We start from the raw sequence: 26,716 nt of genomic DNA, 5'->3' as shown, positions 1-26,716 counted from the left end.
TCAGCCAGCTCGGCCGTGAGCGTTTTCGGGTGCTACAGCGCCCAAAAACGCTCACGGGCATTGAGGTCAGTGCGGGCGGGCGTTGATCCCGGCCGGGCGCAGGGTTGCGTCGTAGGCGCGCTGCCAGGAGCCATCGGCGACTGCGGCGTCCAGCATCTGCTGCAGATACTCGGCCAGCTTCTTGTCGTCCGACTTGATCACGACGTAGCGCTTGCTGTCGGTGACCACGTACGGCCCGACCACGGCCAGCTGCGGGGAATCGGCGGTGCCGCCGAGCAGGACGTCCACGTTGCCCGAGGCCACCGCGTCCAGCAGCAGGGTCGGCGGCAGACGCCGGAACTGCACCTGCGTCGGGGCGAGACCAATGCGCTTCGCCAGGTCGCGGGCGATCTCGACGTCGAAGCCCTGGTACTCGCCCGCCGGATCGCGGCTGACGAACTGCGGCGCGTCCACCCGCACCCCGACCAGGAGCTGGCGCCGCTGCTTGATCCGCTCGATGGTCGGCGAGGTGTCGAGCTCGACCGAATCGCCAACCGACGAGGCCGGGCTCGCCGGCATCGGCGTGGTCGGGGCGGGCAGGTTCGGCGGCGGCAACGCGTTCGACCCGGGCGGCACATCCTGCCCGCAGGCCGACAGCACGGCAGCCGCAGACACCACCGCAACGAGCGCGCGAATCCGCATCGGCCCCTCCTCACATCTCGATCTACCACCCATGATCGCGCACCGGGTGGCCCGATCGGGACCGTATCCCCGCCTGCTGTATCGATTGTGAAATCCAGGCCACACCCATTAGTGTGACTGCCGTCATGAGGCGCCAGCGTCGTCGCCCCGCATTTCGAGCCTTTCCGGAGGCGATCAATGGCGCGGCCAACGCAGCACGTCGTCGAACAAGTCACCCACCGGATCGCGGAGCGCAGTGCCGCGACCCGCACCGCGTACCTCGAACGCATCCGAGCGGCCGGGGCAGTCGGCCCGGCCCGCACTGAGTTGCCCTGCAGCAACCTCGCGCACGGCTTCGCGGCGTGCAGCGGTGCTGACCGGGTTGCGGTGCGTGGAGCCACCAAACCGGGCGTCGCGATCGTGTCCGCGTACAACGACATGCTCTCGGCGCACCAGCCCTACGCCGAGTTCCCGACGTGGCTGAAGGACGCGGTGCGCGAGGCCGGCGGTGTCGCCCAGTTCGCCGGTGGCGTGCCCGCCATGTGCGACGGCATCACCCAGGGCCGCACCGGCATGGAGCTGTCGCTGTTCTCCCGCGACGTCATCGCGATGGCCACCGGTGTCGCGCTTTCCCACGAGATGTTCGACGGTGCCCTGCTGCTCGGCGTGTGCGACAAGATCGTGCCGGGCCTGCTGATCGGTGGGCTGTCGTTCGGGCACCTGCCGACCGTGCTAGTCCCCGCCGGGCCGATGCCCTCCGGACTGCCCAACCGGGAGAAGAGCCGCATCCGGCAGCTGTTCGCCGAGGGCAAGGCCAGCCGCGAGGACCTACTGGAAGCCGAGGCGGCGTCGTACCACTCGCCCGGCACCTGCACGTTCTACGGCACCGCCAACTCCAACCAGCTCGTCGTCGAGGTCATGGGCCTGCACCTTCCGGGGTCGAGCTTCGTGCCGCCGGGCACCCCGCTGCGCAAGGCACTCACCGAGGAGGCCGCCCGTCGCGTCGTGCAGCTCGGGCGCGGCGCCGACTACACGCCGATCGGCGAGATCATCGACGAACGGGCCATCGTCAACGGCGTAGTTGCGCTGCTGGCCACCGGCGGCTCCACCAACCACACGCTGCACCTGGTGGCCATCGCCGCCGCGGCCGGGATCGAGCTGACCTGGGACGACTTCTCCGACCTGTCCGCAGTCGTGCCGTCGCTAGCGAAGGTCTACCCCAACGGTTCGGCCGATATCAACCACTTCGCCGCTGCCGGGGGCGTGCAGACGCTCGTCGGCGAGCTGCTCGACGCCGGCCTGCTACACCCCGACGTCAAGACGGTCGCCGGGCCGGGGCTGGACCGGTACAGGCAGCAGCCATTCCTGGTGGACGGCGAGCTCGTGTGGCGGGATGCGCCCGCGAAGAGCCTGGACCCGGACGTGCTGCGCGGCGTCGATGAGCCTTTCGCGCCCGACGGCGGCCTACGGGTGCTGGACGGAAACCTCGGCCGCTCGGTGATCAAGGTGTCCGCAGTCAGCGCGGAGCGCCGCACCGCCACCGCGCCCGCCCGGGTCTTCGACGACCAGCACGGCTTCACCGCCGCGTTCCAGGCAGGCGAACTGGACCATGACGTCGTGGTGGTGATCCGCAACCAGGGCCCGCAGGCCAACGGCATGCCTGAGCTGCACGGGCTGACCCCCGCGCTGGGCGTGCTGATGGACCGCGGCCACCAGGTCGCGCTGGTCACCGACGGCCGGATGTCCGGCGCGTCCGGCAAGATCCCGGCGGCCATCCAGCTGACCCCGGAGGCCAGCGCGGGTGGGCCGCTGGCCCGCGTCCGCGACGGCGATGTGGTCCGGCTCGACGCCGACCGCGGCACGCTGGAGGTGCTGGTGCCCGACGACGAGCTCGCCGCCCGCGACAACGCACCGGTCGCGCCCGGAGCCCAGTTCGGCACCGGCCGCGAGCTGTTCGCGGCGTTCCGGCAGGCTGTCGGGCGGGCCGACCGCGGCGCCAGCGTGTTCACCCAACTGCAGGCGCAGCCGACCGACGCGACCGTCTGACACCGGCGACCACCTGCGCCGAACCCGACGAGAAGAGGCGGCTGTTTCCGCTGGTTACGTGCCGTGAGTACTTTTGGGTGCGATAGCGCCCAAAAGTACTCACGGGCACTCGACGGAACGCCGCACGCACTAGGAACGGATGAACCACCTCATGAACACTGCAGCTGAAGTGCTGGATCTCGCCCCGGTGATGCCGGTCGTGGCGTTGGACGACGTCGCGCACGCCGTGCCGCTGGCCGAAGCCCTGCTGCGCGGCGGAATCCGCACCATCGAGGTCACGCTGCGCACCCCGGCCGGGCTGCCCGCGATCGAGCGCATCGCCGCCGAGGTGCCCGAGATGGTCGCCGGGGCGGGCACGATCACCGAACCAGGTCAGGCCAAGCGGGCCGCCGACGCCGGGGCGCGCTACCTGGTCACGCCCGGGACGACCGACCGGCTGCTCGACGACATCGACGCATCCGGGGTGCCGTACCTGGCCGGCGCGGGCACGGTGTCGGAGGCGATGCGGCTGGCCGAGCGCGGGGCCACTGCGATGAAGTTCTTCCCCGCCGAGCCCAGCGGCGGTGTGCCGTTCCTCAAGGCGATCGCCGGGCCGCTGCCGGACCTGAAGTTCTGCCCGACCGGCGGGATCAGCCCGCAGACCGCGCCGAACTACCTCGCGCTGCCCAACGTGGGCTGCGTCGGCGGATCGTGGTTGGCGCCTAAGGACCTACTCGCTGCCGGCGACTGGCCGCGGATCGAGCAACTGGCCCGAGAAGCCGCCGCACTGCGCTCCCCGCAGCGCTAGCAACCGCCCGTGAGTCTTTTGGTGCTATGAGGGCTGTTTCAAACTTGTCCCGCGTAGCGTGCGGGTAGCGGAGCATCAGACGCCGCCTGGACTCGGGGATCCCCGACTCTTCGCCCGCGCTCAACGGCTGCCTCGACCTGCGCGAGCTCAACGGGCAGCACGACGTCGTCGACCGGCAGTTCGTCGACGACGTCGTGCTGCCCCCGGGACCGTGAACCCGGATCGTCACGACCAGCTCGCCGTCCAATGGGTTTCACGACATCGACTGCACGATCTGAACTGCAATAACAGTACTCATGAAAGCCAAGACACAGCTTCTTGAATGGAGTCAGCGACGGGGACGCCAGCCGCTTCCAAGGCACTTCGGCTCATAACCCCAGTTGTCACCAGCACACAGTTGGCTCCTGCGTGGGCCGCCGCTTCAGCATCGTCCACCACGTCGCCGATCACGACAGCTTCCTGTGGGGCAAGGCCCAGCTCGGCCAGATGCCGCTCCAGGTGGGCAGCCTTCGACCCCCCTCCAATTCCGGCCCGAAGACCGTCAACCTGCTTGAAAAGCGCAGTGAGCTCGTACTTCGCCACCAGCGGCACCAACTCATCGTGGAACCACATGGACAGCAGGGACTGACTGCGGCCCACCGTGGTCCACTCCTGCAACACATCGGGAACTCCGTTTGCCAGGCCGCAGGTGTGCAGTAGATCCCGGTACGCCTCGTGGTAGAGCACGTCGATGCGCGCCCAGTCTTCGTCACTCAGCGAGCGGCGCAGCAGCCGCTCGTAGCACTGCAACAGCGGACGGCTGAATACGGACCGCCACTCGTCGAGGTCGATGTGTTCTCGATCGAAGGCGGTGCAGACCTCGTTCACCGCCGAGACCACGGCGTGATTATCAGAAAAGATCGTCCCATTCCAGTCCCACACGATGTGGTTCACGCGTCGCCTCGACTTCATGACGGGCACTCTACGATCCCGCACCGACGTTCCCGTACCACCTCCCAGAAGGACTGTGCACATCGCGCACCGGCCGCTCGACAGATCTGCTCGCTCAGCAGGCGAACGCAACCGGCGAACGCAACCGGCGAACGCAACCGGCGAACGCAACCGGCGAACGCAGCCGCGACGAGGTCGGTCACGGGGATTCGAGGTCCGGGTCCGGGACGTCGGCGCCGGAGCGCTCAATTTCCTCTCGCACCACGCGGAAAGCCAGGCCTTCGGAATAGCCCTTGCGTGCCAACATGCCCACCATGCGGCGCATCTTCGCCGCATGGTCCAGGTTCGCCATCGTGCGGAGCTTGCGCTGCACCAGCTCCCGCGCCTGCTCGACCTCCGCATCGCCATCCACAGTGGACAGCGCCGCTTCAACCACGTGCTCTTCGACACCCTTGCGGCGCAGCTCGAAACCGAGCGCCTTGCGCCCCAGCCCTTGGTACCGCTGCCTCGAATGCACCCACTCCTCGGCGAACGAGGCGTCGTCGACCAGGCCCGCGTCGACGAACTTCTGCAGCACCGCGTCCGCGACGTCCTCGTCGATCTCCTTGCGCAGCAAGGCTTGTCGCAATTCCGAGCAGCTACGCGCGCGAGCCGCCAGCAGCCGGTACACCGTGTCGCGGGCCAGCTGCTCGGCGTCGTCCGGCTTGCGCCGCGGCTTCGCGTCATCCGCCGCGTCCGAGAGACCACCCGGCGAGGCGTCGTCGGGGACGCGGCTCCGTACACCGCTCCCCCGACGCGTACCGTCACGGTTCATCTGCATTCGACGTCCAGCAGGTGCTCAGCGGGATCAGAAGTCCACCGGCGCCGGTTCGGCGTTCTCGGCGTCCAGCGTCGCCCCGATGCCGAGCTTCTCCTTGATCCGCTTCTCGATCTCGTTGGCGATGTCCGGGTTCTCCCGCATGAACTTGCGGGCGTTCTCCTTGCCCTGGCCGAGCTGGTCGCCCTCGTAGGTGTACCAGGCACCGGACTTGCGGATGATGCTCTGCTCGACGCCCATGTCGATCAACGAGCCCTCACGGCTGATGCCGATGCCGTAGATGATGTCGAACTCCGCCTGCTTGAACGGCGGGGCGACCTTGTTCTTCACCACCTTGACCCGGGTCCGGTTGCCGACCGCGTCCGAGCCATCCTTCAGCGTCTCGATGCGGCGCACGTCCAGGCGCACCGACGAGTAGAACTTCAGCGCCTTGCCACCGGTGGTGGTCTCCGGCGAGCCGAACATCACGCCGACCTTCTCGCGGAGCTGGTTGATGAAGATCGCGGTGGTCTTGGCGTTGTAGAGCGCGGAGGTCAGCTTGCGCAGCGCCTGGCTCATCAGCCGGGCCTGCAGACCCACGTGGCTGTCGCCCATCTCGCCCTCGATCTCGGCGCGCGGCACCAGCGCCGCCACCGAGTCGATGACGATGATGTCCAGCGCGCCGGAGCGGATCAGCATGTCCGCGATCTCCAGCGCCTGCTCGCCGGTGTCCGGCTGGGACACCAGCAGCGCGTCGGTGTCCACCCCGATCGCCTTGGCGTACTCCGGGTCCAGCGCGTGCTCGGCGTCGATGAACGCCGCGGTGCCGCCCAGCTTCTGCGCGTTGGCCACGGCGTGCAGCGCCACGGAGGTCTTACCGCTGCTCTCCGGGCCGTAGATCTCCACGATGCGGCCTCGCGGCAGACCGCCGATCCCCAACGCGACGTCCAGCGAGATGGAACCGGTCGGGATGACCTCGATCGGTGCGCGCGACTCGTCGCCGAGCCGCATGACCGACCCTTTGCCGTACTGCTTGTCGATCTGGGCGAGCGCCAGCTCCAGCGCCTTGCCCTTGTCCGGTGTCGCTGCCATCGGGGGTCCACCTCGGTCGAGTCGAACTTGGTCGTCGTGTGTCAGATCAGACGCTACGGGCAGGGACCGACAATCCGGCTGCGGGGTGCTTCGCCGATTCGAGCCCGTGCGATTCCATCTTAGACGAACGGATGTTCGATCACCGGCCCGACACGCCAGCTCCGCCACCTGATCGTGTGACGGTGCGATCAGCGCGATCGAGGTGGACACTCGGAATAGCCCATCGGGTGAACCTGCCGCCCGGCCCCGAGGAGGTGTCGACCATGCGAATGGACCGCTACCTGCCACCCGACCACCCGCTGAGCCGGTTCTACCGGGTCGCGGCCGCCATCTTCGGTGCCTTCCTGCTGGTCTTCGGCGCGTTCGGGCTGGCCAACCGGGTTCCGCTGTTCACCACCAGCGGCATCGACATCATCGGGCTATCCAGCAACGGCCTGCTGGCCCTGGTCTCGGTCGTGGTCGGCGTCCTCCTGATCGGCGCCGCGGCCTGGGGCGGACCGGTCGCCTCCACCACCACCGCCGCCATCGGGGTGCTGTTCTTCCTGTCCGGGCTGATCAACCTGGGCCTGCTGAACACGCCCTGGAACGTGTTCGCCTTCAAGCTGCCGAACGTGGTGTTCAGCCTGATCGCGGGCATGCTGCTGATGTTCTTCGGGTTCTACGGCCGGCTCAGCGGCGGCCTGCCGCAGGACAACCCCTACGTGCGCTACCGGCACCACGAGCCACCCGCCCAGGACGTCCCGGAGCAGCGGCTGGCCGATGAACGGCGGATCGCCGAGCTCGAACAGATCTGCCGGGCCGAGGTCGCCGTCGCCGAGGGCCATCCAACGCCGGAGCAGCACCGGCTGGTGCAGTCCGAGGCGTACCGGCACATGCAGGAGGAACGGCGCCGGGCCTACCAGCACTACCAGGACGCGGGGCGCACCCCCGAGCAGCAGATCAGCGCGCAGAACCTGTGGGCGGACTTCGAGGTGCCGGAACGCCGACCCGCGCAGCGGCCGACCGCCGAGCGACAGGAGGGCCCGGAGTCCTGAGCCTGTTTCGAAAGTGGTTTGCGTAGCGGTGCGGGTAGCGGAACCTCAGAGGCCTTCTCGCGCAGGTGTTCCCCGACATCATGAATGCCAATTCACCGCGTCGGAGACTGGCCTCGCCGAGAGCCCTTCGGCGGGCACAGCCCTCTGAGAACCCGCGGCGGTGTCAGTTGAGTCCCACACCGCAAGCGGCTGCCGCCGCTTATAAAAACGTCCTAGCGCCGTTCGGCGGGAACTTCGAATGCCTCGCAGACGGCCTGCCAGACCTCCTTGGTCGACAGCCCGGCTTCCAGGGCCTGGTCGACCGTGCGCCCGCCGAGCGACGAGAAAACGTGATCCTGGGCCAGCATCTCGGCGCGGACCCGGCCGAATTCGTCGGCCATGCGTTGGCGGAAAGCTGTGTGGCGCATCGCCCGAAAGCGTACCCGGCGCCCGTACCCTGGTGGTGTGCTGCTCCTGCTGGCCGATCCGACTGGCTTGTCCAGCCCGCTGGGCCAAGCGGTAATCGGCGCCGGGTTCCTCGTCGTCATCGCGCTCGCGGTGCGCTTCTTCTGGGAGCACCGCAACCGGCGGTGAGCCGATCAGGCGGTGCCGGGCTGGACCTTCTGCTCGAACTCGTCGGCCATCTTGCCCGGGTCCAGCTTCTTGTCGTGGTTGGGCTTGAGCACCATGCCGACCAGCGGGCGGTCGTCGACGATGAACACCAAGGTGCCGAAGGTGTCGCTGGTGATCGCACGGTAGGTGCGGGACAGGCCGTTGCCGCTCCACTCCGCCTCGACCTGCTGGCCGCTGGTCACGCCGTTGAACTCCAGCAGCAGGTCGGCCCGCTTCTGCGCGGCCTCCTGCGAACCCAGCTGGGTATAGATGATCTGGGTGCCCGAGTTGGGGTTGCCGATCGAGCAGGACACCACGGTCCCGTCGAGTTCCCGCAGGCCGGGCATGATCCGCTGCCAGCCCTGCGCGCAGTTGGATTGCTCGGGAACGCTGCCGGCCAGGTTGGCCATGCAGGCGGTGAAGCCCTTGGCGTCGACGGTGCCGGGCTGCTGGCATTCCGCCGCGCTGGGGGCACCCGACCCGCCGGAGACGCGGAACACGATCGCCACGATCGCGACGATCACCGCGACGGCCGCGACCGCGCCGAGGCCGATCAGCAGATTGCGCCGCGAGCCGGGCTTGGCGGCGGGCTGCTGGAAGTGGGGTTGCTGCTGCTGCGGCGGCGCGACGGGGTAGGTGCGCACCGTGTCGGGTTCCCGGTACCCGACCTGCGGCTGCCCGGTTTGCGGGACGGCGACCGGGCCCGACGGCAGGTTGTTCCGGAAGTCCTGGGTCCACATCGCCGCCCCGTCTCGGGACACGTGGTGCGCCCCCAGCGCGACGGCGGTCTCCGGCTGGTCGAGGGTGGTCGCCACGATCCGCAGCTGCTCCCCGATCAGGCTGGCGACCAGCGGCAACCGGCTGGAGCCGCCCACCAGGTACACCCCGACGAGGTTCTCCGGCCCCATTCCGTTGGAGCGCAGCACTGCGGCCAGCAGCTCGACGCTGCGCAGCATGCTCGGTCGCACCAGCGCTTCCAGCTCCGCACGGGTGACCAGCACGTCGCCGAAGGGTTCCGGCATCGGCACCTCGGTCTGCGGGTGCCGGGAGAGGACTTCCTTGGCGGCGCGGACGTCTTCGCGCAGGGCGCGCTGGGCCCGCCGGTCGCCGGTGCTCGCCGGCCGCAGCAGCCGCTGCCAGCGCTGCGGGTCCTTGTTCGAGACCTGCCGCCCGACGTGCTCCAGCAGCGCCTGGTCGACGTCCAGGCCGCCGAGGTCGGCCAAAGGCCGTCCTCGGCCACCACCGCGAACCCGTTCTGGGTGGCGCCCACGATCGCGCAGTCGAAGGTGCCCGCGCCCAGGTCGTAGACGGCCAACGCCTGGCCGGCGCCGAGGGTGCGGTCGGGAAACGACGCGAAGTGCGCGGCGGCGGCCACCGGCTCCGGGACCAGCACCAGGTTGCAGCTGAACCCGGCCAGCCGGGCGGCCGACAGCAGCACGTTGCGGCGGACCGTGCCCCACTGCGCGGGGTGGGTCAGCCGGACCTCGTCGGGCTGGGCGCCGCCGAGCTGCCGGGTGGTCTCCTCGGCGACCCGGTGCAGGACCGCGGCCAGCGCATCGGTGACGGTGATGACGTTGTCGCCGAGCAGCAGGGTGCTCTCGTCCACGCGGCGCTTCGGGTTCGGCTCGAACCTGGACGGGTCGAGCCGCGCCCGGCGCTCGGCGTCGCGGCCGACGATGATCGCGCCGTCCTCGGTGGCGAACACCGCGGACGGCATGGTCGCCGAACCATCCACTTCGACTACCCGTGGTGGCCGGCCGTGTGCGGACAGCACCGCGACGGTGTTCGAGGTGCCGAGATCCACTGACAGGACGCGCACCCGTCCCCCTCCCAAGCCTGACGCTTTCGGGGTCGAATGCTGCCACGTTCGGAGCGGCGAATTGCACAGATCCCCGCATTCGTCGCGGATCACACCAACGTCGAGCCCTTGTGGACAGTCCCGTCCCGAGCACGCGGTTCCCGTCACCCCGCCCCGCGCGTTGGGGTCGTGAGTAGGCGACGCTGTTCCAGCACGGTTACGCATTCACGAACCGTTGGCACGCGGTGTCAACGGGTCGTGCATCGCGCAAGGGCACACGCAAGGGCCGCAAGCCGGGCTTCGGCGAGGTTCAAGGGCAAACGTGCCGTGTTGTCGTGCCGTTTCACCACCGGCAGCTTCGGACTCGTTGACCGGGACCGTCGTCGTGTGACGCTACCGCGCATCGGTACCGTCCGGACGCACGAGTCCACCCGGAAGCTGGCGAGGCATGTGGACCGCGGCACCGCGCATATCCGGTCGGCACCCCATGATCGTGGCAAAGCGCGCTTCTTCCCTGCCCTGAAGGACGGGCACCCGCGCTACGTTTTCCTGGTGACCGATGTGCTGGACGGCTTCTCCGCAGCGACCCGCGACTGGTTCCGCGGGGCATTCGCCGCGCCCACCGAAGCGCAGTGCGGGGCGTGGGAGGCGATCGCCGACGGCGAGCACGCGCTGGTCGTCGCGCCGACCGGCTCCGGCAAGACGCTCGCCGCGTTCCTCTCCGCCCTGGACAAGCTGGCCGTCGAGGGCACGCCCGCCGACGCGAAGCAGCGCTGCCGGGTGCTCTACGTCTCGCCGCTGAAGGCGCTGGCCGTCGACGTGGAGCGCAACCTGCGCGCGCCGCTGGCCGGGATCCGGCAGGCCGCGCAACGCCGGGGCGGCGCCCCGCCGGACATCCAGGTCGGCATCCGCACCGGGGACACCCCGGCCGACCAGCGCCGTTCGTTCGCCCGCACCCCGCCGGACGTGCTGGTCACCACGCCCGAGTCGCTGTTCCTGCTGCTGACTTCGGCGGCTCGGGAGTCGCTGCGCGGCATAGAGACCGTGATCGTCGACGAGGTGCACGCGGTGGCGGGCACCAAGCGCGGGGCGCACCTGGCGCTGTCGCTGGAGCGGCTGGACGCCCTGCTGCCGCAGCCGGCGCAGCGCATCGGGCTGTCCGCGACGGTCCGGCCCGTGGAGGAGGTGCGGACGTTCCTGGCCGGTGGTCGGCCGGTGCGCACTATCCAGCCCGCGCACCCCAAGGAGGTCGAGGTACGGGTCGAGGTGCCGGTGCCGGACATGGCCGAGCTGGGCGCATCGACCGGCGAGGTGGAGGGCCCGGCGGCAGGCGCGGAGCAGCACACGTCGATCTGGCCGTCCGTGCAGGAGCGGATCCTGGATCTGATCCGGCAGCACCGCTCGACCATCGTGTTCACCAACTCGCGGCGGCTGGCCGAGCGGCTCACCGCCGGGATCAACGAGCTCGCCGCGGAGGAACCGGTTGCGCTGGAGCGGTTCCCGGCCGAGGCCGTGGGCGGTTCCGGTATCGGCGGCGGCACCTCTGCGATCCTCGCCAAGGCACACCACGGCTCGATGTCGAAGGAACAGCGGGCGGTGGTCGAGGAGGAGCTCAAGTCCGGGCGGCTGGCCTGCGTGGTGGCCACGTCGTCGCTGGAGCTGGGCATCGACATGGGCGCGGTGGACCTGGTGATCCAGGTGGAGACGCCGCCGAGCGTGGCCTCCGGGCTGCAGCGCATCGGGCGCGGCGGACACCAGGTCGGCGCGGTTTCGCGCGGCGTGGTGTTCCCGAAGTTCCGGGGCGATCTCGTCGGTTGCGCGGTGGTGTCGGAGCGGATGGCCGACGGGCTGATCGAGTCGCTGTCCTTCCCGCGCAACCCGCTGGACGTGCTCGCGCAGCACGTCGTGTCGATGGTCGCGATGGACACCTGGCCGGTGCCGGAGCTCGCGGCGCTGCTGCGGCGGGCCGCGCCCTACGCGGGGCTTCCGGACTCTGCGCTGCACGCGGTGCTGGACATGCTGGCGGGCCGGTACCCCAGCGAGGAGTTCGGCGAGCTGCGCGCACGCATCGTGTGGGACCGGGTGAACGACGAGCTGCGCGCGCGGCCCGGTGCGCAGCGGCTCGCGGTGACCTCCGGCGGCACGATCCCGGACCGGGGGCTGTTCACGGTCACCACGCCCGCAGACGAAGCGGGCAAGGGCGGGGTGCGGGTCGGCGAGCTCGACGAGGAGATGGTCTACGAGTCGCGGGTCGGCGACACCTTCCTGCTCGGCACCTCGGCTTGGCGGGTGCAGGACATCACCCACGACCGGGTCGTGGTGGTGCCCGCGCCTGGCGAGCCGGGCCGGATGCCGTTCTGGAAGGGCGATTCGCCGGGACGGCCGCTGGAGCTCGGGCGCGCCCTGGGCGCCTTCGTCCGGGATCTAATCGGCGCGGACACCCCGGCGGCGCGGTCGCGCATCGCGGCGGCCGGGCTGGACGAGTGGGCCCAGGACAACCTGCTGTCCTACTTGGACGAACAGCGGCGGGCGACCCGGCACGTGCCGGACGACCGGACGATCGTGGTGGAGCGGTTCCGCGACGAGCTCGGCGACTGGCGGATGGTGGTGCATTCACCGTTCGGCGCCAAGGTCAACGGCCCGTGGGCGCTGGCCATCGGAGCCCGGATCCGGGAGCGGCGCGGGATCGAGCCGCAGGTCGCCTCTTCCGACGACGGGATCGTGCTGCGGCTGGCCGATGCGCTGGACGAGTCTGGCGCGGAAGTGCTGCCGACCGCCGAGGACGTGCTGTTGCCGCCGGAAGAAGTCCAGCAGGTGGTGACCGACGAGGTTGGCGGCTCGGCGCTGTTCGCGGCCCGGTTCCGGGAGTGCGCGGCGCGGGCCCTGCTGCTGCCGCGCCGGGATCCGCGCCGCCGCACGCCGCTGTGGCAGCAGCGGCAGCGAGCCGCGCAGTTGCTGGCGGTGGCCGCGCAGTACGAGCAGTTCCCGATCGTGCTGGAAGCGATGCGGGAATGCCTGCAGGACGTCTACGACCTGCCCGGGTTGACCGAGCTGATGTCGCAGGTCGCGGCGCGGAAGGTGCGAGTCGTCGAGGTCGAGACCCCGAGCCCGTCGCCGTTCGCGCGCAGCCTGCTGTTCGGCTACATCGGCATGTTCCTGTACGAGACCGATGCGCCGCTGGCGGAGCGCCGGTCGGCGGCATTGAGCCTGGATTCGACGCTGCTAGCGGAGCTGCTCGGTTCGGAGGCGCTGCGGGAGCTGCTCGACCCGGAGGCGCTCGACGAGATCGAGCAGCACCTGCAACGGCTCGCCCCGGAACGGCACGCCCGCGACACCGAGTCCACAATAGACATTTTGCGCTTCCTGGGAGATCTGACCGCGGCCGAAGCCGAGGCGCGGGGCGTGCGGCCGGAGTGGCTGGCCGACCTGGCCGGACAGCGACGAGTGCTGCAGGTCCGCATCGCGGGCGAAGAGCGCTGGATTCCGATCGAGGATGCCGGCAAGGTCCGCGATGCGCTGGGCGTCGCACTGCCGGTCGGCGTGCCGGAGGCGTTCACCGAGCCGGTCGCCGACCCGCTGGGCGACCTGCTGATCCGCTACGCACGCTGCCGCGGACCGTTCACCGCCGATGCCGCAGCGCAGCGATTCGGGTTGGGAGTGGCCGTCGTCCACGGCGTGCTGGACCGGTTGACCGGCAGCGGGCGGTTGGTCCGCGGCGAGCTTCGGCCGTTGGAGGCCGGTGGTGGCGGGGCGCTGGAGTACTGCGACGCCGAAGTGCTGCGGCGGCTGCGGCGGGCGTCGCTGGCGCGGCTTCGCGCGGAGGTCGAACCGGTGGAACCGGCTGCGCTGGGCTGTTTCCTGCCGGCGTGGCACGGCATCGGAGCCCGGTTGCGCTCCGCACCCACGGTGGACGACGTGTACGCCGTGGTCGAGCAACTGGCGGGGGCGCCGGTTCCGGCGAGCGGGTTGGAGTCGTTGATCCTGCCCGCCCGACTGCCCGGCTACTCCCCCGCGCTGCTCGACGAGCTGACCGCCACCGGTGAGGTCACCTGGGTCGGCTCCGGCTCCCTGGCCGGCGGCGACGGCTGGATCGCGTTGACGCCCACCGATGTCGCCGACCTGCTGCTTCCGGACCTGCCGGAGGAGTCTGCCGCCGATTCGCCGCTGCACCGCGCTGTCGTGTCCGCATTGGACGGTGGCGCGTTGTTCTTCCGCCAGCTGGCGGATCGCGCGGGAGCCCTGCTGGTGGAGCAGGGCGAGGCCACGCCCACCGACGACGCGGTCACTTCGGCTTTGTGGGACCTGGTCTGGTCCGGCACGGCGACCAACGACACCCTGGCGCCGTTGCGGGCCTTGGTTTCCGGCCGCGGCGCGGCGCACAAGCCACGCCGGAGCGCACCGCGCGGCCGCTACGCGCGGTTGCGCGCAGGCCGTCCGTCGATGCCCAGCCGCAGTGGCCCGCCCACGGTGTCCGGACGTTGGTCGCTGGCGCCACAACCGTCGGGCGACCCGACCCGTCGAGCGCACGCGCGGGCCGAGGCCTTCCTGGAGCGGCACGGGGTGCTGACGCGCGGAGCGCTGGACATCGAGCGCGTCACGGGCGGGTTTTCCGCGGTTTACAAGGTTTTTCGCGCCATGGAGGAATCCGGTCGTTGCCGACGCGGGTACGTCATCGAGGGCCTCGGCGCCGCGCAGTTCGCGGTGCCCGGTGCGATCGACCGCCTGCGGGCCATGTCCCGCGAGGACAGTGCCGGCGACGCGGTGGTGCTGGCCGCTGCCGATCCCGCGCAGCCTTACGGGGGCGCACTGGAATGGCCTGCGGTGATGGGCGAAACCCGGCATCGACCGGGCCGCAAGGCCGGTGCGCTCGTGGTGCTCGTGTCCGGCGAAGCCGTGTTCTACGTCGAACGCGGCGGGAAGTCGTTGCTGTCGTTCACCGACGACGAATCCGCCCTGCGCAGCGCGGCGGCCGGGCTGGCCCGGGTGGTCCGGGACGGCTGGCTGGAGCAGCTCGCGGTGCAACGCGCCGACGGCGAAGACGCTTGGGGGTCCCGCCTGGCCGAAGTGCTCACCGAAGCGGGATTCCGCGCCACGCCCAAGGGCCTCCGGCTGCGTGCCTGAGCACGGGCCTCGGTTCCGCGGTTCACGTGCCGTTGGATCAACTCCCCGAATTGCGCGGCGACGGCAAGCTCCCTTGCCCGGCCAAGCCGATCGTCGAGACGGAGGAGGCCAACAACCTCAGGATCGACTCCTCCCCGGCCCGAAGGCCAGGGTATCCGCCGATTGGAGTTCAGATTATCGGCTTGCCGCAAGCGAACTCGCCTCGGAACGACGCCGGGTGGACGGCAAGCACGCGAGCACGCAGCCGGGGACGAACCTCGCCTCCACCCGAATCTGGCCCAACTTAGCGGTTTTCGTGAACGCGGCCGCATGGACGGGAATTTCCCGTCGAAGCGGCACCCGCACATGTCGAACCCAGCCGTGCCGCCGACGCGAATGACGTGCCGCGGGGCGAAGCCGGTCGCACACCCGCGACCGGCCGCGGGCGGCGTGCTCAGCGGGTGGCCAGCTGCAGCAGGCCCCACAGCTGTGCGATCGCGTCGAGATCACCGCTGGTCTCCACGGCGCGATCGGGCAGCCGACCCCACATCCAGAGGTAGACGGCGGGCGCATCGCCGCCGACGACCGCGTCGGGCGTCGCGGTCGACACGTCGTCCGAGCTCACCACCGCGGTCCCGTTCTGGTCGGCGGTGACCAGCCAATTCCGGCCCTCCACGTACACCCCGACCGAACAGGCGCGCGTGGCGGTGATGCCGAGCGCGTGCAACCGGTAGCCGAACCACAGCCGCAGCACCTCGTCGATGCCGTCGGTCGCCACGTCGGGCTCGATCGGAGTCGGCAGCACCCCCGCTGCGGCCTGCACGTCCACCCGGTGCACCGTCGTGGCGTGCAGCATCCGGCGCAGCCAGAACCGCACGGTGTGCTGCTCCGGCCACCACGTCGGACACGGATCGTGCGGCGGCCTGGCGCCGAGCTCGGCGAGCAGATCCGCCAACCGGACGGCGAACCGGCCGGTCACCTCGCGCAGCTCGGGCTGGTCCGGCAGGTCCCAGCGCCGCTCCACGGCAGACGAGCCCAGCCAGGACAGCGTGTCCTCACACAGATCGCCCAGGTGCCGGACGGTCTGCCCCAAGGTCCTCCCGGACGCGCCCCACACCGGCGCGTGGACGTGCGCGTCATCGGTCGCCGCAGTTAGCAGCTGGGCCTCGATGCCGAGCAGGTCCAGCATCCGCCCGTAGTCGAGCCTCACTTCAGTACCGTTCATCTAGCCACCCCCAACAGGCTTCGCCCCACGATGTCGAGGAATTCCCGGCTGCGCGCCAGAAGTCCGTCGGCGTCCAGCCAGGTGATGGTGGGCACCCCAGCCTCCGCCGCGGCCCGCCGGTCCGAGCGCGCCGCGAAGTACGCCGCCCACTCCCGCAGCTCGGGAGCGGCCCCGGTCAGCAACGTCCACGCGCTGGCCGGACGACCGTTCTCCCGCCGCCAGGAGCGCGCCACGACGACCGCGGTCGCCGCGCGTAACGCGGCCACATGCGCGGCGACGTACCGCTCCCCGGGGCGGTCGGCCTCCTCCGCCTCGTGCAAGCACGTTCGCGCGTTGAGCAGCAACGACAGGGAGCCGGCCGGCGTCTCGGCCTCTGGTGTCGGTTCGTGGTTCTCCACGGAGCGCCGCGGAGCAGGAATCGAGAGATCAGTGGAAAAAGACATCGGCAGTCTCCTCTGCACGACGAAGCCGTCCACGCCTGCCGCGGGGAGCCGGCAGGTCCGGCGGCGGGGTGCTTCCCCCACCCCACCGCCGGACTCGATGCCCGAACTGGAGTCATCGAACTCGCGTTCGAACACTTACAGATTAGCTCGCCCAACCGACGGACTCAAGCAATGCGCCGTAGCTCACCTGTTCGAGGCATGATCAGACAAGATGATCACCCGAGTGGCCGAATCCGGCACCCGGTGAGGCCGCCTCGGCGGCAGGATCGGCCGCGAGAAGGACCGCGCGCTGGGAAGGCGTTAGTGTTCGGCCGTGACCGCCGCGCCATCCCCCAGCTTCGATCGGATCACCGAGCTGACCACGGACCAGCTCCGGGCCCGGCTCCCCGAGGCCCTGCAGATCTACGTGACCGCGATGAACTACCCACCCGCGACCGCCCAGCAGCGCGCCCCGATGTGGTCGGCGCACATGCTGCGCGCGGGATGGCGGTGCGTCGGCGCGTTCAACGACCGCGATGAGCTCGTCGGCCTCGGCTACGGCTACCTGGGCGCCCCCGGGCAGTGGTGGCACGAGCAGGTTCGCCGCGGCCTGCTCAGCAGCGGCGGCGATGCCGAAGCCTGGCTGGACGACTACTTCGAACTGACCGAGCTGCACGTTTACCCGGGCAGCCAGGGCGTCGGCCTCGGCGAAGAGGTCCTGCGCCGCCTGCTCGCCGGGGCGCAGGGCAGCAAGGTCCTGCTGTCGACGCCGGAAGGGCCGACCCGAGCCTGGCGCCTGTACCGCCGGGTCGGCTTCGGGGACGTCCTGCGCGACTACCGCTTCACGGGCGACCCGCGGCCCTTCGCGGTCCTGGGCCGCTCCCTCCCCCTCGAACCCCGCTGACCACGACGCCCGCTTCGATCAGCGGTCCCGTTCGCGAAGCCGGCGATTTCGCGCGAAATCGCCAGGCCTGCAGGCGTGGCAGGCGGCGATTTCGCGCGAAATCGCCGCCCCATAACCCAATCGGGCGCGATCCAAGCGGTTCCTGGTTCAGCCACCCCGTCGCGGGATGGTTCTGGAAACGGGTGAGGGGCACCCAGCGACCCGGCAATCGGGTAACGGGGCGCCCCTCACCGCGTGATCACAGCAGTGCTAGCTGCTCGCGGAGGGTGTCGAGGCCCATGCCGCCCATCTTCAGCGCCTGCGTGTGGAAATCCTTCATGTCGAAAGCCGCGCCGTGGCGCTGCCTGGCCTCGTCGCGGGCCGCCCGCCAGAGGCGCTCGCCGAGCTTGTAGGACGGCGCCTGGCCCGGCCAGCCCAGGTAGCGGTCGATCTCGTCGCGGACCTGCGCCGGGTCGGTGATGGTCCGGCTCAGCATGAACTCCAGGCCCAGTTCCGGGGTCCAGCGCTCGCCCTCATGGAAACCGGTGCCGGCCGGGATCTCCAGCTCTAGGTGCATGCCGATGTCGACCACCACGCGCGCCGCGCGGAAGAGCTGGTCGTTGAGCATGCCGAGCAGGTCCCCGTCGTCTTCGAGGTAGCCGAGCTCGCGCATCAGGCGTTCGGCGTACAGCGCCCAGCCCTCGCCGTGCCCCGAGACGAAGCAGGCCAGCCGCTGGAACTTGTTGAGCCGCTGCGCCTCGTGCACCGCGGTCGCGACCTGCAGGTGATGCCCGGGCACCCCCTCGTGGTACACAGTGGACACTTCGCGCCAGGTGGGGAAGTCCTGCCGGTCGGCGGGCACCGACCACCACATCCGGCCGGGCCGGGAGAAGTCGTCAGTCGGGCCGGTGTAATAGGCGCCGACACCGCCGCCCGGCGGGGCGATCTTGCACTCCAGCCGCATCAGCGGGTCCGGGATCTCGAAGTGGGTGCCGCGCAGGTCCTGCAGCGCCTGGTCGGACAACCGCTGCATCCACGCCTCGAACCGGTCCTGCCCGTGCACCTGATAGCGGGGGTCCGCGTCCAGCACGGCCGCGGCCTCGGCGAGCGACGCGCCCCGCCTGATCCGGTTCGCGATCTGCTTCATCTCCGCTTCGATGCCGGCGAACTCCTGCCATCCCCACTCGTACGCCTCTTGCAGGTCGAGGCGGGCACCGGTGAAGTACCGCGACCACAACCGGTACCGCTGCTCGCCGACGGCGTCCTTCTCCGGTGCCTTCGGCAGCAGCTCGCCGCGCAAGAAGTCGGCCAGCCCGGCGAAGGCTTCGGCGGCCGATCCGGCCGCGGAGTCGAGGTCACGGCGCAGCGACTCGTCCACGCCTTCGGCCCGCGCGACCATCGCCGCGAAGAACGACTGCCCGTCGCGCCCGGACCAGGTGTCGCACTGCTCCGCGACCTTGCTGACCTGCCGGACCGCCGAAACGTTGCCGTCGGCGGCCGCCGCCAGCAGCCCGGCGCGCACGCCCAGCACCGCTTCGGGCATCACCGACAGGCGGCGGGCGATCGTGCGCCACTGCTCCGGAGTGTCGGTCGGCATCAGGTCGAAGACTTGCCGGAGTCCCTGCACCGGGCTGGCGATCACGTTCAGCGCCGCCATGTCCGCGCCGGCCTCGTGCAGCTCCAGGTCCAGGCCGATCCGCTCGGCGAACACCGCTTGCGCGATCCGCTCCGAGTCATCGGCCGGCTCGGCCGCCTGCACCGCAGCCAGGCTGCGGCGGGCGAGTTCCGCGCGGGCCCGGTACCCGTCCGGCGAGTAGTCGGTCAGTTCTTCTTCCCGATCGGGTACGCCCAAGTAGGTTCCGGCGACCGGATCGAGCGAGACCAGCTCGGTGACGAACCGGTCGCTGATCTCGTGCACGCCGTCGTGGTCAACTCCCATGCCCGCCACGCTATCGCGCACCAACGACCCACACGCCCCGCGGCGAAGCCAGATCCGCGGAATGGGGCAGCCCCGCTCAGCCGGGGCGGGGTGCAATTTCGCGAGAAATTGACCGTCACCCGGGTGAACGTCAATTTCTCGCGAAATTGCGTCACACCGGCTGGCCATCCGCACGCGGTGTTGGGACGGCTGCGCACTCTTTCAAGTTCGCGGGGCAGCGGAAACGTGGTGTGGGTGGGAAGATCGCCCGAGTGGACGCCAAGACGCCGCGCGGCCGCGCCGCGCTCCTGACGGTCCTGATCGGCGTGCTCGGCACGCTGCTCAGCGGGTGCCTGCACGTCAACGCCGCGCTGAACATCTCCGGCGAGGACCTGGTGTCCGGCGAGGTCCAGCTGTCCACCCAGATCGCCGACGGCCAGGCCCCGTTCCGGTTGCAGCCGCCCGAGAACCTCGCCGACCGGGTGCAGGTCACGCCGAACGACGACGGCGGGCGGACCGGCTCGCACCTGTCGTTCCACGACCTGACCTTCCCCGAGGTCGAGCAGCTCGCCGAGGCGCTGAGCCCCACCGACTCCCGGTACCGGCTGCACCTGTCCCGATCCGGCTCGCTGGTGTTCTTCGAGGGTTCGGCGGACCTGACCCCGCTGGCCGACACCGACTCCGGCGCCGACCTGAAGATCAGCGCACCCGGCGAGATCACCAACACCAACGGCCAGGAAAGCGCTGGCACGGTCACCTGGTCGCTGCAGCCCGGCTCGGTCACCGAGCTGTCGGCTACCTACCAGTTCTCCAACGTCGCTGGCATGGACTGGATCGGCTGGGCGCTGCTGGTCGGCGCGCTCACCTTCGGCGCCGCAATCGTCGTGGCGCTGCTCGCGCTACGCACCCACATCCGCACCCGGGCGGAGCAGAACGCCTGAGCCTCAGAGTCCGAGGTTGGCCACCACCTGGCGCGTCGCCTTCGAGCGGTTGAGGGTGTAGAAGTGCAGCGCGGGCACGCCTTCGGCGATCAGCCGCTCGCACAACCGGGTCACCAGGTCCACGCCCGCTGCGCGGAACCCCGCCGGGTCCTCCGCCAGCGGCAGCAGCTGCTCCGACACCTCCGCAGGCACCGGCACCCCGGCGAGCTCGCCGAACTTTCCCAGCACCCGCGGGGTGGTGATCGGCATGACGCCCGGCAGCAGCGGCACGTCGCAGCCGCGGGCGACCATCCGATCGCGCAGCCGCAGGAAGTACTCCGGCTCCAGGAACAGCTGGGCGATGGCAAACCCGGCACCGGCCCGGATCTTGCGCACCAGGTGGTCCGCGTCGACGTCCAGGTCGGTGGAACGCGGGTGGCCGTGCGGGAAGGCCGCCACCCCGACGCAGAACTCGCCGAGCTCCCGGACCAGCCGGACGAGCTCCTCGGCGTAGGTCAGCCCCTCGGGGTGCTGGCGCCATTCACCGTTCGGGTCGCCCGGCGGGTCGCCGCGCACGGCCAGCACGTTCTGCACCCCGGATGCCGCGTACCAGCCGATGACGTTGCGCAGTTCGGCGACCGAGTGGTCCACGGCGGTCAGGTGCGCCATCGGCGTCAGCGTGGTCTCCTGCGCGATGCGACCGGTGGTGCGGATGGTGCGGTCCCGGCTGGATCCGCCAGCGCCGTAGGTCACCGACACGAACGAGGGGTCCAGCGGTTCCAGCTCCCGGACCGCCCGCCAGAGAATGCGTTCCTCGTCATCGCTGCGCGGCGGGAAAAACTCCACCGAAAAAGTCGTCTTCTCGGTGTTCAACCGATCCACCACCGCCGTCATGCCGAACAGGATAGTGAACCGTCCCACGACCGGTCCCACATGGCGGTTCGAGCAAGCAGCCCGCGCAGCAGCCGCTCGACGCCGATTCGCACACATCCGGTTGCGGGGGCGCACGCTGCAATGCTCGAAGAGGGCACCGCAAGGACATCCGGCTACGTTCCGGAGTCAACCTGGTGACTCCGAGCACCCTTCGGACCCGGCCGTCACCACTCGGCGGCATCGCGGAGGATGGAGGTGTGCCCCCATCGAATTCGACCGCTGTGCAAGCAACCGGCAAGGAAGACGTCGCCGTGGAACTCGACCTCCCGGGTCAGGTCCAGCACACGCTGACCGAATACCTGCAGACCCGCCGCGCCGAGGCAGCCGGCCTCGACCCGGCGTTCGCGGCTGCGGTGGCCGAGCTCTCCGGGTTCGTCCTCGGCGGCGGAAAGCGGATCCGCCCGACCTTCGCCTGGTGGGGATGGCGCGCGGCCGGCGGACCGGCCGAGGGGCCGACGGCGCAGGCGATGCTGCGGGCCGCGAGCGCGCTGGAGCTGCTGCATGCCTGCGCGCTGGTGCACGACGACCTGATCGACGAGTCGGACACCCGGCGGGGCAACCCGACGGTGCACCGCAGGTTCGAGCAGATCCACCGCGAGTCCGGGTTCTCCGGTGGTGCCACCCAGTTCGGGCTGGCCGCCGCGGTGCTGCTCGGGGACCTCGCGCTGTCCTGGGCCGACGACATGCTGCACAGCGCCGGGATCGCGCCGCAGGCGCTGGCCCGCGCGCTGCGCCCGTGGCGCGCGATGCGCACCGAGGTGCTCGCCGGCCAGTACCTCGACGTGCTCGGCCAGTTCCGCGGCGACGAGACGCCGCAGGCTGCGCTGCAGATCTGCCAGCTCAAAGCCGCTTCCTACACCGTGCAGCGGCCGCTGGAGCTGGGCGCGGAGATCGCCGGCGCAGGCCCGGACGCGCTGCAGGCGCTGCGCCGCTTCGGTTCCGACATCGGTGTCGCCTTCCAGCTCCGCGACGACCTGCTCGGCGTCTTCGGCGACCCGGAGGTGACCGGCAAGCCCGCCGGGGACGACCTGCGCGAGGGCAAGCGGACAGTGCTGATCGCCGAGGCCGTGGCGGCGGCCCGCGGGCAGGCTGACCAGCCCGCGCTGGACCTGCTGCGCGACGTGCTCGGCGACCCCGAGCTGGACGCAGACCGCGTCGAGCAGGCACGACAAGTGCTCACCCGGCTCGGCGCGGTCGAGGCCGTGGAGAAGCGGATCACCGATCTGACCGGGTCGGCGATGCTCGCGCTGCACACCACTGGGTTGGCCGAACCGGCCGCGTCCCGGCTGGCCGAGCTGGCGATCGCGGTCACCGACCGCAGCCACTGATGCGCACGGTATCCGGCCGGACCGATCACGTCGTGGTCGTCGGCGCTGGGCTGGCCGGGTTGTCGGCGGCCCTGCACCTGGCGGGCGCCGGGCGGCGCGTGACGGTCGTCGAACGCGCCGGACTGCCCGGCGGGCGGGCCGGATTGCACGAGCTCGCCGGGTACCGGATCGACACCGGCCCGACCGTGTTGACCATGCCTGAGCTGGTCGACGAAGCCTTGGGCGCGGTCGGCGAATCGTTGTCCGAGCGCCTCGACCTCATCCCGCTGCATCCGGCCTACCAGGCACGGTTCGCCGACGGCTCGACGCTCGACGTGCACACCGACGCCACAGCAATGGAGGAGGAGGTGCGGCAGTTCGCCGGGCCCGCGGAGGCGGCCGGGTACCGGCGGCTGCGGCGCTGGCTGACCGAGGTGTACCGGGCGGAGATGCACCGCTTCATCGACGCGAACTTCGACTCGCCGCTGGGCCTGCTGTCGCCGGAGCTAGCGCGTCTCGCGGCGCTCGGCGGTTTCGGTCGGCTCGGCCCGGCGATCGGCCGGTTCCTGTCGGACCAGCGGCTGCGCCGGGTCTTCTCCTTCCAGGCCCTCTACGCGGGACTGGACCCGCGCCGCGCGCTCGCCATGTACGCGGTCATCTCGTACATGGACACCGTCAACGGCGTGTGGTTCCCGCGCGGCGGCATGCATGAGGTCCCGACCGCGCTCGCCGATGCGGCGGCGGGCGAGGGCGTCGAGTTCCGCTACAACGCCGAGGTGACCGAGCTGGAGCGGCGGAGCGATCGGATCGCCGCGGTGCGCACGTCAGACGGTGCCCGCATCGCGGCCGATGCGTTCGTGCTCACACCCGACCTGCCGGTCGTGCACGAGCTCCTGGACCACCGCCCGCGACGGCGGTTGCGCTGGTCACCGTCGGCGGTGGTGCTGCACGCCGGGACCACCCGCGGCTGGTCCGGCGCCCACCACACGATCTCCTTCGGCGCGGCCTGGCACGGCACGTTCACCGAGATCATCCGTGACGGCAGGCTGATGACCGACCCATCGCTGCTGATCACCCGCCCGACCGCGACCGATCCGTCGCTGGCACCCGACGGCCGCGAGCTGCACTATGTGCTCGCTCCGTGCCCGAACCTGCGCACGGGGCCGATCGACTGGGACCGGGTCGGCCCGGCCTACCGCGACGAGCTGCTGGGCACGCTGGAACGGCGCGGCTTCGCCGGCTTCGGTGCCGCGATCGAGGCGCAGCAACTGGTCACCCCGGCGGACTGGGCGGCCCAGGGGCACGCAGCAGGAACGCCGTTCTCAGCCGCGCACACCTTCGCGCAGACAGGGCCGTTCCGGCCGCGAAACCTGGTGCGCGGCCTGGCCAACGCCGTGCTCGCCGGCTCCGGCACGACACCCGGCGTCGGAGTTCCGCCGGTCTTGTTGTCTGGCAAGCTCGCCGCACAACGCATCACCGGCTGACCGATGCTCAAAGCTCGTGAGTGCTTCTGGGCGCCATAGCCCCCAGAAGCACTCACGGCTACTGGCCCGGCTGCGCTCGCGACTCGCCGGGCCGCCCGAACCCTTCCGATGGCCTCAGAAGCCCATCGCCTGGGCCCGCCGCTTCACTTCCCGGCCGCGGTCGCCGCGCAGGGCGTCGATCGGCGTTCCGGGCAGCGAGTCGTCCGGGGTGAACAGCCACCGCAGGATCTCGTCCTCCCGGTAGCCGTTGTCCCGGAGCAGCGTGATAGTGCCCGCCAGCCCCTTCACCACTTCGGTGTCGGTGAGGAACGCGGTGGGCACGCCCAGTACGCCGTTCCTGCGCAGAGCGAGCAGATGGCCATCTCGGATCAGTTGGTGCACCCGGGTCACGGGCTGACCGAGCCGCTCGGCGACGTCGGGCAGCGGGACAACCTCCACATCGGGAGCGAGCACATCCGGGGCAGCAGGGATCGCACTCACGCTGCACACCTTGCCACATGACCGACCGCGATGCCGTGCACCGCACGAATTATCGTCGACCTACGATCAAGATCGTGATCGTTCCCACATCCGAGTGCGGAGGTGTTCCCCGGACCGCCCGCGCGGCCTGCCACAATCGGGTTGGAAAGGTTACCCGGCGGTTGGCGGAAGATGACTTCTGAGACACGCTCCAGCGGCGGCGCGAGCCTCGTCGGAGCCATGCTCGAACGCCGTTACCGGGTCGATTCGCTGATCGCCCGCGGCGGCATGTCCACGGTCTACCGCGGCCTGGACACCCGGCTGGACCGGCCGGTGGCCATCAAGGTGATGGACGCCCAGTACTCCGGCGACCGCTCGTTCGTCGAGCGCTTCGAGCGCGAGGCGCGTGCGGCGGCCCGGCTGCACCACCCCGACATCGTCGCCGTCTACGACCAGGGCGTGGACCACGGCCTAGCCGGCGACCACGTGTTCCTGGTGATGCAGCTCGTCGAGGGCTGCACGCTGCGCGATCTGATCATGGACCGGGGTGGCCGCCTGCCGCTGGCGATGGCGCTGAGCGTCATGGCGCCGGTGCTCTCGGCGCTGGGCGCCGCGCACCAGGCCGGCATGGTGCACCGCGACGTCAAGCCGGAGAACGTGCTGATCGGCACCGGCGGCTCGGTCATGGTCGCCGACTTCGGTCTGGTCAGGGCTGCGGCCGAGGCGGGCACGACCAGCGGCGGCGTCATCTTGGGCACCGTCGCGTACCTGTCGCCGGAGCAGGTGACCACCGGGGCCGCCGACGCTCGCTCCGACGTCTACGCCGCCGGGATCGTGTTCTACGAGATGCTGACCGGCCGCCCGCCCTACGTCGGCGACACCGCGCTTTCGGTGGCGTACCGGCACGTCAACGACGACGTCCCGCCGCCGGGCGAGCTGGTCCCGAAGATCCCACCGGCCGTCGACGACCTCGTCTTCCGCGCCACGCGGCGCGACCCGGCGCAGCGCCCGGAGAGCGCCGAGGCGTTCCTCGCCGAGCTGGAGCGGGTGCGCACCGAACTCGGCATCGCCCCGGTGGCCGTGCCGGTCCCGGCGTCCGAGGAGCGCACCAGGCAGCTGACGCCGCCGGTCGCGGCCGGAGATCCGCCGACCGAGCAGATCCCGGCCGTCCGCGACACGTCCGCCGGCCCGCAGCGCACCCGTGCGATGGCGCGCCCCGCCACCGGCGACCACACCGAGGAGTTCTCCGGCGCTGCGCCCAGCGGGCCGGAGCGGGATCGCCGCCGCGGCAGGCGGACGGTCGTGGTGTGGACCGTCGTGGTCCTGGTGCTGGCCGCGCTGGTGGGGGACGCGGCGTACTGGCTGGGCATCGGCAGCTACGTGCAGGTGCCGCGCGTCGTCGGCGAGCAGGAGGCAGCGGCGCAGCAGGCGCTGGAGGGCACGGAGCTGACCGGCAACGTCACCAAGGAGTACAACAACACCATCGCCGAAGGCGTGGTGATCAGCTCCAACCCGGGCGAGGGCTCCCGGGTGCGCAGCGGCGGAACCGTGGATCTCGTCGTCTCGCTGGGCAAGCCCAAGGTTCCGCAGGTCGCCGAGGGCACCACGGTTGCCGAGGCGGAGAGCGCGATCCGCAACGCCAAGCTGCAGCCCAAGCACGACGAGTCCGGTGACCAATACCACACCACGGTGCCCGAAGGCCGGGTCATCAGTGTCAACCCCGCCCCCGGCACCGCACTGAACATCAGCGCCGAGGTCACCCTGATCGTCAGCAAGGGCCCGCCCCCGGTGAAGGTGCCCGACGTGCGCGGGATGAGCCGGGACGACGCCTTCACCACGCTGCGCAACGCCGGCTTCGACCCCTACGAGGCGGGGCGCCAGTTCGACTCCGGCGTCGACGGCGACCACGTCATCAGCACCGATCCGGCCATCGGCAGCGAACTCCGGCTGGTCGGCCAGCCGCGGATCGGCGTGGTGCTGTCCAACGCGGTCCAGGTGCCCAGCCTCAACGGTGTTCAGGTGGACGAGGCGAAGCAGCAGGTCGCCGCGCTGGGACTGCAGCTGAGCGTGCAGGCGTTCTTTGAGCGGCCGAACATGGTGATCTTGGGCCAGTACCCGCTTCCCGGCAGCCGGGTCGAGCCCGGTACGACGATCCACGCGACCGCTTTCTGAGCACCGGTTCGCAGGTGCGCGCACCCGCCGACCGGCCAGAAATGAACGACGCGCAATGTGATCCTGATCTCTTCTCGTCGCTGTAACGTTTTCGCCCTGCCAGGGTCTACCAGCGGGGACTCGACGGGCGGCCGTCACCGAAAAGCGCGACCGAAGGCC

20 protein-coding genes and 1 pseudogene are annotated in these 26,716 nt (G+C 70.6%); 10 read left to right on the top strand and 11 right to left on the bottom strand.

Annotated features, from left to right (window positions below; genetic code table 11):
- Positions 1 to 66: 66 nt before the first annotated feature.
- Positions 67 to 681 (bottom strand): transporter substrate-binding domain-containing protein, encoded by a 615-nt coding sequence (locus ACRXBZ_RS30265; protein ID WP_433881953.1) that lies wholly within the window; start codon positions 679 to 681, stop codon positions 67 to 69.
- Between the two features lie 177 nt (positions 682 to 858).
- On the opposite strand from ACRXBZ_RS30265, the gene edd reads away from it, so the two are divergent.
- On the top strand, positions 859 to 2,706 hold the full coding sequence (edd, locus tag ACRXBZ_RS30260; protein ID WP_433881952.1) for a phosphogluconate dehydratase: 1,848 nt from the start codon (positions 859 to 861) through the stop codon (positions 2,704 to 2,706).
- Positions 2,707 to 2,857: 151 nt separating this feature from the next.
- Complete coding sequence (eda, locus tag ACRXBZ_RS30255) at positions 2,858 to 3,493, top strand: bifunctional 4-hydroxy-2-oxoglutarate aldolase/2-dehydro-3-deoxy-phosphogluconate aldolase (protein ID WP_433881951.1); 636 nt, start codon at positions 2,858 to 2,860, stop codon at positions 3,491 to 3,493.
- 294 nt (positions 3,494 to 3,787) lie between these two features.
- Here eda and ACRXBZ_RS30250 read toward each other — a convergent pair whose 3' ends face one another.
- The 3 genes from ACRXBZ_RS30250 to recA all read right to left on the bottom strand — a co-directional run bounded on the left by ACRXBZ_RS30250 (position 3,788) and on the right by recA (position 6,311).
- Positions 3,788 to 4,426, bottom strand: coding sequence for an HAD family hydrolase (locus ACRXBZ_RS30250; protein WP_433881950.1), 639 nt, complete (start codon positions 4,424 to 4,426; stop codon positions 3,788 to 3,790).
- 196 nt (positions 4,427 to 4,622) lie between these two features.
- Positions 4,623 to 5,243, bottom strand: a complete 621-nt coding sequence (locus tag ACRXBZ_RS30245) for a regulatory protein RecX (protein WP_433881949.1) — start codon at positions 5,241 to 5,243, stop codon at positions 4,623 to 4,625.
- Positions 5,244 to 5,270: 27 nt separating this feature from the next.
- Entirely contained in the window at positions 5,271 to 6,311 is a 1,041-nt protein-coding gene (gene recA, locus ACRXBZ_RS30240) for a recombinase RecA (protein ID WP_093265124.1), read from the bottom strand.
- A 263-nt stretch (positions 6,312 to 6,574) separates the two neighbouring features.
- Here recA and ACRXBZ_RS30235 point away from each other — a divergent pair, with 263 nt between their 5' ends.
- Positions 6,575 to 7,345: a DUF4383 domain-containing protein gene (locus ACRXBZ_RS30235; RefSeq protein WP_246868314.1), complete on the top strand. Its 771-nt coding sequence runs from the start codon at positions 6,575 to 6,577 to the stop codon at positions 7,343 to 7,345.
- A 212-nt stretch (positions 7,346 to 7,557) separates the two neighbouring features.
- Here ACRXBZ_RS30235 and ACRXBZ_RS30230 read toward each other — a convergent pair whose 3' ends face one another.
- Entirely contained in the window at positions 7,558 to 7,752 is a 195-nt protein-coding gene (locus tag ACRXBZ_RS30230) for a DUF3046 domain-containing protein (RefSeq protein ID WP_150070255.1), read from the bottom strand.
- A gap of 37 nt (positions 7,753 to 7,789) precedes the next feature.
- Here ACRXBZ_RS30230 and ACRXBZ_RS30225 point away from each other — a divergent pair, with 37 nt between their 5' ends.
- The gene (locus ACRXBZ_RS30225; protein WP_263399679.1) at positions 7,790 to 7,918 is read left to right on the top strand and encodes a hypothetical protein; all 129 of its coding nucleotides are present in this window, start codon (positions 7,790 to 7,792) and stop codon (positions 7,916 to 7,918) included.
- A gap of 5 nt (positions 7,919 to 7,923) precedes the next feature.
- On the opposite strand, the pseudogene ACRXBZ_RS30220 reads toward ACRXBZ_RS30225, so the two are convergent.
- Positions 7,924 to 9,755 (bottom strand): annotated as a pseudogene (locus ACRXBZ_RS30220) (Hsp70 family protein).
- Between the two features lie 531 nt (positions 9,756 to 10,286).
- Between ACRXBZ_RS30220 and ACRXBZ_RS30215 the strand changes: the two are divergent.
- The gene (locus ACRXBZ_RS30215) at positions 10,287 to 14,855 is read left to right on the top strand and encodes an ATP-dependent helicase (RefSeq protein WP_433884018.1); all 4,569 of its coding nucleotides are present in this window, start codon (positions 10,287 to 10,289) and stop codon (positions 14,853 to 14,855) included.
- Positions 14,856 to 15,288: 433 nt separating this feature from the next.
- Here ACRXBZ_RS30215 and ACRXBZ_RS30210 read toward each other — a convergent pair whose 3' ends face one another.
- Positions 15,289 to 16,059 (bottom strand): maleylpyruvate isomerase N-terminal domain-containing protein, encoded by a 771-nt coding sequence (locus ACRXBZ_RS30210; protein ID WP_433881948.1) that lies wholly within the window; start codon positions 16,057 to 16,059, stop codon positions 15,289 to 15,291.
- Complete coding sequence (locus ACRXBZ_RS30205; RefSeq protein WP_433881947.1) at positions 16,056 to 16,637, bottom strand: SAV_6107 family HEPN domain-containing protein; 582 nt, start codon at positions 16,635 to 16,637, stop codon at positions 16,056 to 16,058. Before ACRXBZ_RS30205 ends, ACRXBZ_RS30210 begins: the two co-directional genes overlap by 4 nt.
- Positions 16,638 to 16,815: 178 nt before the next feature.
- Between ACRXBZ_RS30205 and ACRXBZ_RS30200 the strand changes: the two genes are divergently transcribed.
- A complete protein-coding gene (locus ACRXBZ_RS30200; RefSeq protein ID WP_168587294.1) occupies positions 16,816 to 17,385 on the top strand; it encodes a GNAT family N-acetyltransferase in 570 nt (189 codons plus the stop codon).
- 238 nt (positions 17,386 to 17,623) lie between these two features.
- Here ACRXBZ_RS30200 and ACRXBZ_RS30195 read toward each other — a convergent pair whose 3' ends face one another.
- On the bottom strand, positions 17,624 to 19,303 hold the full coding sequence (locus ACRXBZ_RS30195) for a DUF885 domain-containing protein (RefSeq protein ID WP_433881946.1): 1,680 nt from the start codon (positions 19,301 to 19,303) through the stop codon (positions 17,624 to 17,626).
- Positions 19,304 to 19,533: 230 nt separating this feature from the next.
- On the opposite strand from ACRXBZ_RS30195, the gene ACRXBZ_RS30190 reads away from it, so the two are divergent.
- Positions 19,534 to 20,223, top strand: coding sequence for a DUF3153 domain-containing protein (locus tag ACRXBZ_RS30190; protein WP_433881945.1), 690 nt, complete (start codon positions 19,534 to 19,536; stop codon positions 20,221 to 20,223).
- A 3-nt stretch (positions 20,224 to 20,226) separates the two neighbouring features.
- On the opposite strand, the gene ACRXBZ_RS30185 is transcribed toward ACRXBZ_RS30190, so the two are convergent.
- Positions 20,227 to 21,096 (bottom strand): methylenetetrahydrofolate reductase, encoded by an 870-nt coding sequence (locus ACRXBZ_RS30185; protein ID WP_433884017.1) that lies wholly within the window; start codon positions 21,094 to 21,096, stop codon positions 20,227 to 20,229.
- A 236-nt stretch (positions 21,097 to 21,332) separates the two neighbouring features.
- Between ACRXBZ_RS30185 and ACRXBZ_RS30180 the strand changes: the two genes are divergently transcribed.
- Together ACRXBZ_RS30180 and crtI are read left to right on the top strand one after the other, a co-directional pair.
- Positions 21,333 to 22,463 (top strand): polyprenyl synthetase family protein, encoded by a 1,131-nt coding sequence (locus ACRXBZ_RS30180; RefSeq protein ID WP_433881944.1) that lies wholly within the window; start codon positions 21,333 to 21,335, stop codon positions 22,461 to 22,463.
- On the top strand, positions 22,463 to 23,926 hold the full coding sequence (gene crtI, locus ACRXBZ_RS30175; RefSeq protein ID WP_433881943.1) for a phytoene desaturase family protein: 1,464 nt from the start codon (positions 22,463 to 22,465) through the stop codon (positions 23,924 to 23,926). The genes ACRXBZ_RS30180 and crtI overlap by 1 nt, the downstream gene beginning before the upstream one ends.
- Before the next feature lie 114 nt (positions 23,927 to 24,040).
- On the opposite strand, the gene ACRXBZ_RS30170 is transcribed toward crtI, so the two are convergent.
- Positions 24,041 to 24,406 (bottom strand): Rv2175c family DNA-binding protein, encoded by a 366-nt coding sequence (locus tag ACRXBZ_RS30170; protein WP_210435026.1) that lies wholly within the window; start codon positions 24,404 to 24,406, stop codon positions 24,041 to 24,043.
- A 171-nt stretch (positions 24,407 to 24,577) separates the two neighbouring features.
- Between ACRXBZ_RS30170 and pknB the strand changes: the two genes are divergently transcribed.
- Positions 24,578 to 26,557, top strand: coding sequence for a Stk1 family PASTA domain-containing Ser/Thr kinase (gene pknB / locus ACRXBZ_RS30165; protein ID WP_433881942.1), 1,980 nt, complete (start codon positions 24,578 to 24,580; stop codon positions 26,555 to 26,557).
- Positions 26,558 to 26,716: the final 159 nt, after the last annotated feature.

This window comes from Saccharopolyspora hattusasensis, from assembly GCF_050972075.1.
Taxonomy (GTDB): Bacteria; Actinomycetota; Actinomycetes; order Mycobacteriales; family Pseudonocardiaceae; genus Saccharopolyspora; species Saccharopolyspora hattusasensis.
Note: the sequence above shows the minus strand (reverse complement) of the source record. Positions and strands in the feature narration are given on the sequence as shown.